The 11,969-nt window shown below is 58.5% G+C and carries 8 protein-coding genes; 4 read left to right on the top strand and 4 right to left on the bottom strand.

The genetic code is table 11. The annotated features are described in order from the left end of the window. Positions 1 to 7 precede the first annotated feature (7 nt). The 4 genes from QN399_RS22195 to QN399_RS22180 all read left to right on the top strand — a co-directional run bounded on the left by QN399_RS22195 (position 8) and on the right by QN399_RS22180 (position 1,886). Positions 8 to 385, top strand: a complete 378-nt coding sequence (locus QN399_RS22195; protein ID WP_330201658.1) for a hypothetical protein — start codon at positions 8 to 10, stop codon at positions 383 to 385. 17 nt (positions 386 to 402) lie between these two features. Further along, positions 403 to 885, top strand: coding sequence for a transcription elongation factor GreAB (locus QN399_RS22190; protein ID WP_330201681.1), 483 nt, complete (start codon positions 403 to 405; stop codon positions 883 to 885). A 122-nt stretch (positions 886 to 1,007) separates the two neighbouring features. After that, entirely contained in the window at positions 1,008 to 1,205 is a 198-nt protein-coding gene (locus QN399_RS22185; RefSeq protein WP_219061673.1) for a hypothetical protein, read from the top strand. 111 nt (positions 1,206 to 1,316) lie between these two features. Further along, positions 1,317 to 1,886, top strand: coding sequence for a DUF1003 domain-containing protein (locus QN399_RS22180; protein WP_330201657.1), 570 nt, complete (start codon positions 1,317 to 1,319; stop codon positions 1,884 to 1,886). Positions 1,887 to 2,093: 207 nt separating this feature from the next. On the opposite strand, the gene mgtA is transcribed toward QN399_RS22180, so the two are convergent. The 4 genes from mgtA to QN399_RS22160 all read right to left on the bottom strand — a co-directional run bounded on the left by mgtA (position 2,094) and on the right by QN399_RS22160 (position 11,967). Beyond that, the gene (mgtA, locus tag QN399_RS22175; protein ID WP_330201656.1) at positions 2,094 to 4,859 is read right to left on the bottom strand and encodes a magnesium-translocating P-type ATPase; all 2,766 of its coding nucleotides are present in this window, start codon (positions 4,857 to 4,859) and stop codon (positions 2,094 to 2,096) included. Positions 4,860 to 5,374: 515 nt separating this feature from the next. After that, positions 5,375 to 6,652, bottom strand: a complete 1,278-nt coding sequence (locus QN399_RS22170) for a serine/threonine transporter (protein WP_330201655.1) — start codon at positions 6,650 to 6,652, stop codon at positions 5,375 to 5,377. A gap of 661 nt (positions 6,653 to 7,313) precedes the next feature. Then, positions 7,314 to 11,306: an EAL domain-containing protein gene (locus QN399_RS22165; protein WP_330201654.1), complete on the bottom strand. Its 3,993-nt coding sequence runs from the start codon at positions 11,304 to 11,306 to the stop codon at positions 7,314 to 7,316. Continuing rightward, positions 11,296 to 11,967, bottom strand: a complete 672-nt coding sequence (locus tag QN399_RS22160) for a biliverdin-producing heme oxygenase (RefSeq protein ID WP_330201653.1) — start codon at positions 11,965 to 11,967, stop codon at positions 11,296 to 11,298. The genes QN399_RS22165 and QN399_RS22160 overlap by 11 nt, the downstream gene beginning before the upstream one ends. Positions 11,968 to 11,969 lie beyond the last annotated feature (2 nt).

The raw sequence follows: 11,969 nt of genomic DNA, 5'->3' as shown, positions 1-11,969 counted from the left end.
ATGTGCAATGCTCTCTCAACCGCTGAAATTGATTATTTGCATTGCCCTGGGCGTCTGGCTGGGGTTCATCGCTATCGCGGTGACGGTGGGACTGGCTTACACCACGACACTCGCCAGTCAGGTCAGCACATTGAACAGCGTCGTCAGCCAGTTCAAGGCCTCCACCCTCGGCTCGCGTCCTCCGGCGCAACCGGCGTCGGAAAACCCGATGTTCGACAAGTACAAACAGAACCTGCAGGACAGCCAGGCCCAGCAAGCCCAGGAACAGAATCAGGCCGCTCAGGAAAAACGCCTCAGCGCGCCGAAATGCCAATTCTGGTTACAGCAGGATCAAACCGCGCCCAGTGAAAAAACCCGGGCCAATGTCAGTCAGTTTTGTGGTTAGGCCTGATGCAATCAACCCTGAATAAGCAGTCTGTACTCGAACTGATCATCGCCAGACTCGTCGTTGATCTGGACGTTGCGCAACGTGCGGCCCAGACCGCCTACGAAACCGCGACCCACGAAGAAAATATCGCCGAAAACAAGTACGACACCCTGGGCCTCGAAGCGTCGTACCTGGCAGCAGGTCAAGCACGGCGCGTCGAGGAAATCCGCCAGTCGCTGGTGCTGTACCAGAACCTGAGCCTGCGACCTTTCGACGAGCAACGCGGGATTCAAATCGGCGACCTGCTCAGCCTGGAGGCCGGCAACGGCAGCCAGCAGCAGTTATTCCTCGGGCCCGATGCCGCAGGCTTGAAGATCTACCAGGGCGACGTATTGATCACGGTCATCACGGCCCGCGCGCCGCTGGGGCAAAACCTGCTCGGCAAGGCGGAAGGGGACGCTGTAGAAATCACCATCAATGGCTCGCGCCAATCGTTCGAAGTCACTCACGTGATGTGAAACCTATCCGTTTGCAGGGTTGATCCCCCCAACTTTTTCTGGGTAAGGTGCACTGTCGCTACATCACCAGTGGCCTGGACAGACATCCGGGAACAAGGACTCAATACGCAAGGAGATTTTTCATGACGAACGTCATCACTTTCCCTGACGCCCATGAACGTGATCGCCTCAAGTCCGATGACCATCCTGGGTTGTTATATCTGAGCAAGAAAGAGCGCCTACTGATCGAGGAGCTGCGACTGACCAGCCATGCAGGTCGGCAATACGTCTACGACTATGCGCACATCATGCAGGTGTCCAAGCCCTTACACCCGGATTAAGAGCGACCGGCGGTATCGGCTTGCCGAACATATCGAGGCGGCTGGAGTGCGGCTATAGTGGCGGCAAGGGCGTTAGTGCCCGTCCGTTTACTTGAGCATCAGGAATTTTTCATGACTGCCGCCGCGCCCGACTCCCCTGCTTCCGATCCCGCCGCACCGACTGCTCCGAAGAAGGCGCATGTCGATCATTTGCGCTTCCACAAGCAGCATGCGCACCTGTCGCCCACGTTTGGCAATGACAGCTTTGCGCTCAAGGCTGAAGCATTCGCACGCTTCTTTGGCACGCCAATGTTTCTTGGCGGGCAAACGTTGATCGTCGTGCTATGGATCGGGGTCAACCTGAGTGGCTTCACCCAATTCGACGTCTATCCGTTCATCCTGCTCAACCTGGCGTTCAGCCTGCAAGCGGCCTACGCCGCGCCCTTGATCCTGCTCGCCCAGACCCGTCAGGCCGCACGGGACAAAGCCCACGCCGATGCCGATGCACAGCACCGTGAAGCACTGGCCTTGGCCAACGAGCAGCGCATGGCAATGGCCGCACAGAACGCCGCACAAATGCTTCAACTGCTCGAGCAGAACACCCGCCTGACCGAAATGACCAAAGCCCTGACCGAACGCGTCGAGACCCTGACCATTGAAATGCACGGGCACTTCGTCAAAAAGAAAACGGACCCTGTATAGCGCGCTGTCGCGCAGAAACCGAGGGGTCAGCGTTCGGCCGGAAATCCCACCAAATAAAACCATTATCATTCAATGAGTTACAGCCTTTCCGTAGGAGCTGACTCGTCAGCGAAGACCATTCAACGAGGTCTGTCAGGCACACCGCGTTGCGGCTTTCGCAGACAAGTCTGCTCCTACAGAAGAGCGAAGACCATTCAGCCAGGCCTGTCACTGCCAGCCAAAACGCCGGATGTAGAAGCCTTTCACCGCCTGGGTCAGGCCCATGTACGCCAGCAGAATCACCGGCAGGAAGGCGAAGTACAGCGACGGCAATGCTTGCAGTTTGAAGTAGTGCGCCAGCGGGCCCATCGGCAGGAAGATCCCCACGGCCATGATGACGAAGGTCATCACCATCAGCGGCATGGCCGCGCGGCTTTGCAGGAACGGGATCTTCGGCGTGCGGATCATGTGCACGATCAAGGTCTGGGTCAGCAGCCCGACGACAAACCAGCCCGACTGGAACAGGGTTTGATGGTCTGGAGTATTGGCGTCGAATACGTACCACATCAAGGCAAAGGTGGTGATGTCGAAGATCGAGCTGATCGGGCCGAAGAACAGCATAAAGCGTCCGACGTCCCCTGGCTGCCAACGCTGCGGTTGTTTGAGCATTTCCTCATCGACGTTATCGAAGGGGATGGCAATCTGCGAAATGTCGTACAGCAGGTTTTGCACCAGCAGATGCATGGGCAACATTGGCAGGAACGGGATGAACGCGCTGGCCACCAGTACCGAGAACACGTTACCGAAGTTGGAGCTGGCGGTCATTTTGATGTACTTGAGCATGTTGGCGAAGGTCCGACGGCCTTCCAGTACGCCCTCCTCCAGGACCATCAGGCTTTTTTCCAGAAGGATGATATCGGCCGCTTCCTTGGCGATGTCCACCGCGCTGTCGACTGAAATACCGATGTCGGCCGTACGCAACGCCGGGGCGTCGTTGATGCCGTCGCCCATAAACCCGACCACGTGCCCGTTGGCTTTGAGCATGCGCACAATGCGTTCCTTGTGCGCAGGCGTGAGCTTGGCGAAGACGTTGGTGGTCTCCACCGCGACGGCCAATTCAGCATCGCTCATGCGCTCGACATCCCCCCCGAGCAGCAGCCCTTGTTGCTCGAGGCCCACTTCACGGCAGATTTTCGCGGTCACCAGCTCGTTATCGCCGGTCAATACTTTTACTGCCACACCGTGCGCGGCCAACGCCTTGAGCGCCGGAGCGGTGCTTTCCTTGGGAGGATCGAGGAACGCCACATAGCCGATCAATGTCAGCTCTTGTTCATCCGCCAGACTGTAGGTGTCTCGACCCGGCGCCATTGAACGAGCAGCCACCGCCACAACCCGCAGACCCTCTTCGTTGAATGCCGCAGTCACCTGACGAATACGCGCCAGCAGTTCAGCGCTCAGCGCTTCATCGTCATCGCCATGGCGAACGCGCTTGCACACCGCCAGCACTTCTTCCACAGCACCTTTGCAAATCAATACGTGCGCCTGATCCTGCTCGGCCACCACCACCGACATGCGCCGGCGGGTGAAGTCGAAGGGGATTTCATCGACCTTCTGAAACGCGGTGGCGACTTTCAGCTCGCGGTGCACTTCAACGTGTTCCAGCACCGCCACGTCCAGCAGGTTTTTCAGACCCGTCTGGTAATAGCTATTCAGATACGCCATTTCCAGAACGTCATCCGACTCATCGCCCCAGACGTCAACGTGGCGCGCCAGGAAAATCTTGTCCTGCGTCAGCGTGCCGGTTTTGTCCGTGCACAGCACGTCCATGGCGCCGAAGTTCTGGATCGCATCAAGGCGCTTGACGATGACCTTCTTGCGCGACAGGAACACCGCGCCTTTGGCCAGGGTCGAGGTGACGATCATCGGCAGCATTTCCGGGGTCAACCCGACTGCGATGGACAGCGTGAAGAGCAGCGCCTGAGTCCAGTCACCCTTGGTGAAACCGTTGATGAACAGCACCAGTGGCGCCATCACAAACATGAAGCGGATCAGCAACCAGCTGACTTTGTTAACCCCGGTCTGAAACGAAGTCGGGGCGCGGTCGGTAGCGCTGACCCGTTGAGCCAGCGCGCCAAAATAGGTGTTATTACCCGTGGTCAGAATCACCGCCGTGGCGGCACCGGACACCACGTTGGTGCCCATAAACAGAATATTTTCCAGGTCCAGCGGGTTGTGGGTGCCGGCATCCTGCTGACGGGCGTACTTCTCGACCGGCATGGATTCACCCGTCATCGCCGCTTGGCTGACGAACAGGTCCTTGGCGCTGAGCACCCGGCAGTCAGCCGGGATCATGTCGCCAGCCGACAACACAATCAGGTCACCGGGCACCAGTTGCTTGATCGGCAGTTCGATCCGCGATGCACCTTGAACCGCCGCTGCCGCACCATAAAACCTGGCGAACATCGGCGTCGCTTCCTCGCTGGCCCCGCGACGCATGACGGTCGCGGTGTTGCTCACCATCGCCTTGAGGGCGTCAGCGGCCTTGTTCGACTTGGCCTCCTGCCAGAAGCGCAGCAACGTCGAAAGCACCACCATCGAGAAAATCACGGTGGCGGCTTTCATGTCGTCGGTCAGCCAGGAGATGACCGCCAGCAAGGTCAGCAGCAGGTTGAACGGGTTTTTATAGCAGTGCCACAGGTGAATCCACCACGGCAGCGGTTGCTCATGCTCGACCTCGTTGAGGCCGTATTGCTCGCGCAGTGCTTCGGCTTCGCTGTCGCTCAGGCCTTCGTTGTGGCTGCCGAGTTTCTCCAGCAAAGCACGCGCATCACTGTTGGCCCCCGCCACCAGGGTTTGTGCCAGGGTCGGCGGCACCTCACGGCTGACCGTGGCATCGGTCACGCTGTCGAGCAGCGCCAATCGACGGAAGTGCCGGGAGAAATGCCGGGTCCGCAGAAAACCTGCGAAAAATTCTTTCAAAAGGGTGAGTTTCATCGCTGTTCCCCTAACGGTTTACGGCAAGAGACCTCTTGGCAGGCACAGCCAACCTGAAACCCTGCTCGACTTATCGGCAAGGCAGGCTTGGCCCGCATGTCGAAAACGACACGCGCGTCCGCAGCACCGCGATGACCGACTCGGGGGTCGGTCAACACGCACTGTTCAGCGTCGATGAGAGGACTTCGGGACAGGAACCTGGTCAGGTCTGTCGGGCTGCCGCTTCTCGCTTTTCGGCGAGACAACGGCAAGGGAATCTGCGCGTTATCGTGCCGAGAATATGCCGGTTATCAAAACCGGCCGACTACTGTCACTCGAACAAGTACCCACTGTGGGTCTCCGCAATTGGTGAAAACGAGCGAAGCTTACGCCTCGGTATCAAGGGGAGTAAACCGCTGAAAAGCATCCGACGGGTCTATCAGAAACTTCTTCAGGAACGGTTCAGGAACAGTCAGGTAATCGAGGGCTGATCGCGCCAAAACGCCCATGTGAGCGCGATGCCCCTCTAATGCCGATCAGTCGATCAACGAATAAACCAACGCCGAAATCGCCACCAGACCGACCACGGTCACAAAGACATTGGACGCCTTGCCTGCGTAACGACGCATTGCCGGGACTTTATGGATGGCGTACATCGGCATCAGGAACAACAGCGCGGCGATGACCGGCCCGCCCAGGGTTTCGATCATGCCGAGGATGCTCGGATTCAACGTCGCCACCAGCCAGCAGACCAGCAACATGAATGCGGCTGTCAGCCGATCCAGTGTACGCGGCACCGGACGACGCCCGGTTTTGACGACCAGGCCTTTAAGGCCTTCACTGGCACCGATGTAGTGACCGAGAAACGACTTGGTGATGGCCACAAAGGCAATCAGCGGCGCGACGAAAGCAATCGTCGGGTTGCTGAAGTGATTGGCCAGGTAGGACAGGATCGACAGGTTCTGCGCCTTGGCTTCGGCCAGTTGCAGCGGCGACAAGGTCAGCACGCAACTGAACACGAAGAACAGCACCATCACCACCATCAGGCCGTGGGCGCGCGCGAGAATCTGCGAACTGCGCACTTCGGCGTGACTGCCGTACTGACGCTTCTGGTCCACGGCGAAGGCCGAGATGATCGGCGAATGGTTGAACGAGAAGACCATCACCGGAATCGCCAGCCACAGGGTGTGCAACAACGCCGAGGGTTCAGGCAGCGTGGTCGCGGTGGCCAGGATCCCGCCATTCCAGTGCGGGATCAGAAACACCGCCAGGAACAGCAACGCAACGATGAAGGGGTAAACCATCAGGCTCATCGCCTTGACGATTGCCTTTTCGCCACAGCGCACCACCGCCAGTAGCCCGACGATCAGCAAAAACGCCAGCAGCGCTCTGGGTGGCGGCTGCACATGCAGTTGATGCTCGAGAAAACTGCCCACGGTATTGGTCAGCGCCACGCTGTAAATCAGCAGGATCGGGAACACCGCAAAGAAATACAGCAAGGTAATCAGCGCACCGGCGGTCTTGCCGAAATGCTGTTCGACGACCTCGGTGATGTCGGCGCCTTCGCGTCCAGACAATACAAACCGGGTCAAGCCACGGTGGGCGTAGAACGTCATGGGGAACGCCAGCACGGCCAGAATCAACAGCGGCCAAAAGCCCCCGATACCAGCGTTGATCGGCAGAAACAACGTACCCGCACCAATTGCCGTGCCAAACAGGCCCAGCATCCAGGTGGTGTCATGGTGGCTCCAGGAGGCAACGCCCGCTGGCACTGATTCAACGCGTTCATCGACGCTGGTGGCTTGGTCATTCATCCGCTCGACATCTCCGCTAGCCAGTCATTACTGCAAGGCCGGGGCGGATCACAGCACTTTACAGTCCGCACCCCCAACCTTAAGAGGGGCGCGATTGTCCGGGATTAGGCTTAAGAATCAAAGGCCTGTCTGAGGAACGGTCTTTCGCGTGTCAGCAAAACCATGCTCCGACATGTCATCTCCGATTCCCCGAAGCCGCGTCGTGAGACGGTCTAAACATTCGATTTTGCTGCCTGGTTGTTATGTAACGACAGATCGCCGAAGTAAACCTATGCGGTAGTGATCGGTAGTCGCCTGATTCTGTTCGCTATCGATACCCTTACATTCGACTGTGACTACGTCGCCTTTCTTCCACCGCATTCGGTAATTCCGTCGATGACCTGGCGACGCAACCTGGCCTGCCTTCAAGGATTTTTCACGAATCAATGGCTTTCAGGTCTTTTCGTACCTGAGCTAGAACAGCGTTGAGATCCGCGATGTTTTCCTTTCGCATGTAACACGCCGTTACTAGTGTGCAGTGTCCGACTGAAGTCACTTTTCATCTGAGTGTTTCTTGATAAAAATCAGATAGATATGACCGCCTCGCGGGGACGTTTATTTCGAGATAGCACACTAACGGCCCGGCCGTTGTTCAGACTTGCCGAGCACCAGCGCTTGGCCGCTATAAGAGCGGCACCGCATCCATGGATTGTTCAGCCATCCAGGTTTGGAGCTGCATAGGGGGCATCGGTCGGGCGTAGAAATAGCCCTGAATACTCCTCACACCTTCTGCCCGCAGAAACGCCACCTGCTCCGCCGTCTCCGCCCCCTCCGCCACTACTTCCAATTTAAAGATAGTACCTAGGGCCAGAATGGTGCGTACGATGGCGACATCATCTTCATCGCCAGGCACTCCGTCGATAAAGGATTTATCGATCTTGAAGCAGGTAATGGGAAACAACTTGAGATGGGAAAGCGACGAGTAGCCGGTGCCGAAATCGTCGATGGACAACAGCACGCCAAGGCCACGCAGCCCGCCGGTGATCCGGCGCGCAAGTTCCCCTGATTCCAGAGTCCCCTCGGTTATTTCCAGCTCCAGTTGCTGTGGGGCAATCCCCGTTTCAGCAATGACCCGTGCCACTGTGGCGACAAAGGCGTCATTCAATTGCGACGGCGCCACGTTCACTGCAACTCGGGGTATCGAAACCCCTTGGTCGGTCCATGCCCTCATCTGCCGACACGCCTCGGCCAACACCCAAACACCGAGTTCTTCCATCAGTCCTAGCTCTTCGATCAAGGGCAGGAAGGTCGCGGGCGCCTGGGGACCACGCTGCGGATGCTGCCAGCGCACCAGCGCCTCCACCCCACGGACGATGCTTTTCTCTGGGTCGACTTGGGGTTGGTACACCAGGAAAAACTGATGCTCTTGCAGGGCATGGCGCAATTCGCTGGTCAGCGTCAGCTTCATGCTCATGTCCGCTGACATGGCCATGTTTTCAGCATAGAACTCGAAGCAGTTACGCCGCGTCTTGGCGCAGTACATCGCGGTATCGGCCGCCTTGATGAGTTCGGCAGTTCGGTTGCCGTCATCCGGATAGAGGCTGATGCCAATGCTCGCGCTCGGTAGAAGTTCATGCCCCGCCAGGTAGATCGGTTCGGCCAACTGGTTCAGCATACGCGTCATGGCGGCGCCAATTGCCTGGCGATCACTGACGTCCTCCATTGCCAGGATGAACTCATCACCGCCCCAGCGTGCCAACACATCCTGCTTGCGGATGGATGCCAACAGTCGCTCGGAAACGGCCTTCAGGTAGCTGTCACCGATCGCATGCCCCAGGGTGTCATTGATGATTTTGAAGCGATCGAGGTCGATAAACACCACCGCCGTCCCTTTGCCGCGCTGTTTGCTACGCTCGAGGAGTTGCAGCAGCTTGTCGGTAAAATGCAGCCGATTGGGCAAGCCGGTGAGGGCATCGTGGTTGGCCAAGTGGTACAGCTTTTCCTCGGTCTGCTTGGCCTTCGAAATGTCGGAGAACACGGCAACATAGTTCTGCACCTCACCCGCGGCATTGAGAATGGCCGAGAGACTGCCCCACTGCGGGTAGATTTCGCCATTCTTGCGGCGGTTCCAGATCTCCCCGGCCCAGCGCCGCTTGTCTTTTAGCACGCGCCAGAGCTCCTGGTAAAAATGCGGCGTGTGGACCCCGGACTTGAGAATCTTGGGGGTATTGCCAATGGCCTCCGCAGCTGAAAAGCCGGTTATTTCACTAAAGGCCCGATTGACTGAGGTGATGCGGCTGGCCGGGTCGGTCACCATCACCGCTTCGAGCGCCTGATCAAGGATCACCTCGGTGGCCGCCGCCTGCCCGAACAATAGCGGCTGAGCAGACTGACTGAACACCACCACACACCCGACAATGTGGTGATTATCGACCAGAGGGGTACAGACGTACTCCGCCAACCATGACGCCCCGTCCCCATACCCGACCAGGCCTCGTATCCCTTGGCGCGACTCGCCATCACGTAGCGTGGAGAGCATGGGGCACTCGGCCTGGCCGCAGTCAGCGTTGGAAGTCTCATCAGCCCATCGAAAGACCTGGCGGCAATGAACTCCGACCAAACGATCCTCGTTGCGCCCCAGCATCTTTACGGCCATTTCGTTGGCGTAGACAATGAGCCCCTGTTTATCCAGGCTGACCAAGCCCTCGCCAGCGGCTTCCATGATCTGGGTATTGCGCCGGTGAACATCCTCGATCGCCAACTGGTAATTGTAGCGCTGAGTGACGTCGCGTGCGTTCAGCAGGATTTCGTTCTCGCCGCGACTGCCTAGCGTATGCCGCAAGGTAGCCTCGACCCATAAGGGCCGTGCATCTGGACGAATCCCGCGCACGACTCGGGTCACCACGGCGCCGAGGGACTTCAGGCCCGCCAGCAAGCCTTGCTCGGCGACCACGCCCTCATCGAACACCGCGGCCAACGGCAGACCGACAAGCTGCGTACTGTCGCGCCCCAGTAGCTCCTGGCATGCCGGAGAGGCAAAGCGGAAGTAGCCGTTGAAATCGAGGCGCGCGATCATATCAGTGGAGTTCTCGGCCAGCAGCCGATAGCTCTCTTCGCTCGTTTCTAGGGCTTTATGGGCCATCAGTTCAATCAGAGCAAGCGATAGCGAATTGGCCGCGACGATTTCCACTTGGGACCAGGCCAACGACTTGTCGTGGTAAGTTTCAACCCAGGTCTCGAACGACTTGCGGGGGGACAGGTGTACACCCGCAGCATCCACCACTACCGTCTTGTCCGGCTTGCCCGCCCAGCGCAGGGTGCGCAGCAGACCCGGGCGAAACCATATGACGAAATTTCTGGTTTTCCGGTCCAGCGGGGCAATCAGTACCCCACCAGTAAAGAACTCATCCGGCGCGAGCGGACTGCCTAGCTCACAGAGCAACTGGCGCAAGTCGTCAGTGTGGAAAACCGTCGCAAGCGGGCGATCACGCAAGACCTCGAGCAAGCGCTCAACCATCGCCATCGGGGGCGTATCGCCGAGTACATGCCGCTTGCCATCCAGAATGAACACAGCACCCGATGAGCGCACCAGGCCGAGCAGCTTGTCCTGCAGCAGATGGATCACCCGATCGAGGTCGTCGGAGCGTCGAATCAGTTCGGTCATTTCGAACAGCAGGTCGCGAATCCGCCGATTCAGGGCATCCCGTTCGTCCTTGTCCATGTTGGTGAGTTTGAGGGATGCCGAGCGTCCGATGAACTCATCCAACTCCCGGGCGCGCAAGCTCACGTATTTGGGCGTTAAGTGATGACAGGCTATCAGGCCCCAGAGCCGGTCATTTTGCACCAGGGAAATGCTCAAACTGGCACGCACCCCCATATTGCGCAGGTACTCAACATGCACCGGCGATAGGTTGCGCAACCAGGAGTGACTAAGGTCCAGCGGCGCGCCCGGTTGACTGGCGTCTTGCCTAACCAATGGCACGGGTTCGGCATCGACATCGGCAATGATTCGCACCAGGTTCTTGGTATACAGCTCGCGGGCTTGGGCCGGAATGTCCGATGCCGGAAACCGGTTGCCCAGATAAGACAGGGCTTGCTCGACTTTGCTCTCCGCGATGACTTCGCCGTCCCAGTTGCCATCGAAGCGGTAGATCATCACTTGGTCGAAACCAGTCAATAAGCGCACCTGATCCACGGTCGCCTGGGCGTAACGCCCCAGATCGGCTTCCGCGTCCAGTTTCCAGAGGGCATCGCGGATGGGAATGAACAGCTCATGGAACACGTCGCCAGCAGGTGGCTGCCAGTGCTCCACCTCGATTACCAGTGAGTTCCCCGAGCGAAAGACCTGAGCGTCATACTTGAGCCACTGCCCTTCGCGAAGCAAGGACAGAGACCAGATTTTCGGCCCCATCGCCTCATCATCCAGGTTCAGACCTTTCAGCCATGCCACCGAGTCCAGTCCGATCAACTCCTGTAATGGTTTGCCGAGTGCCTCGTCAGCATTGATGGGAAAAATGCTGGCAAGGTTCTGGCTGGCCGTATGAATCACCCAGTGCCGCGGGTCCACAACCAGCAGCACCCCGAACGGCTGGATACTGCCTACCAGATGGATAGGTTCGCGGGCGCAGTTCTTCAGCGCGTCCTCGAGCACCTCTGACTCGTGATTATTCAACATGAGCGTCTGCCTGATATCTATCCAGCACTTCCCTGACCCGCGAGAAGGTGGTCTTGGCTGCACTCACCGCCTGGTCCCTGACTACGGCATCGCTGCCGTGCACTTCCAGGTACACCAGGAACTGCTCCCATCGGTGGGCGGTCTGCGGGCCGTAGCCATTGAAGAATCGCGCCCCTGCGTTGGCCTTCAGCCCGAGATGAGCGGCAACCTGTCTGGCTATAAGCTGCCCACCCAGCGTGGCGCCTTCCACTGCGTACAGCACCCCCAACAACTGCCCCAGCGTGTTGATTTCAAACACTGCGCTCGTCAGTTGCGGGCCACTTGAGACGTCATCCGGCCCACCGCCAAAATGCTGCAAATCAGCGAGCAACCAGGGCAGCTTGGGGGTGTAAGCGAAGCTCACGGCTGAGCGTTGGGAAAAGCCGCCGATGGCGTGCTCCAGCGCCTGATAGAGCGGCATGTAGGCGGCCAACAGCAGCCGGTAATGTTCGATGGGGTAGCCGGCTTGGGTGATACCGGCCAGCAACGGCTGACGATTGAGCTGAGCATGTTCCGCATGGGTACTCTGTCGCAATAAATGACGCAAGGAGCCACCGGCATCGTGCCGCGGCAGAGGGTCATGGGTTGGACCGGCATTCAGCGGCAGCAATTCACGGGACAAGG

It is taken from the genome of Pseudomonas sp. 10C3, assembly GCF_036346185.1.
Taxonomy (GTDB): domain Bacteria; phylum Pseudomonadota; class Gammaproteobacteria; order Pseudomonadales; family Pseudomonadaceae; genus Aquipseudomonas.
Note: the sequence above shows the minus strand (reverse complement) of the source record. Positions and strands in the feature narration are given on the sequence as shown.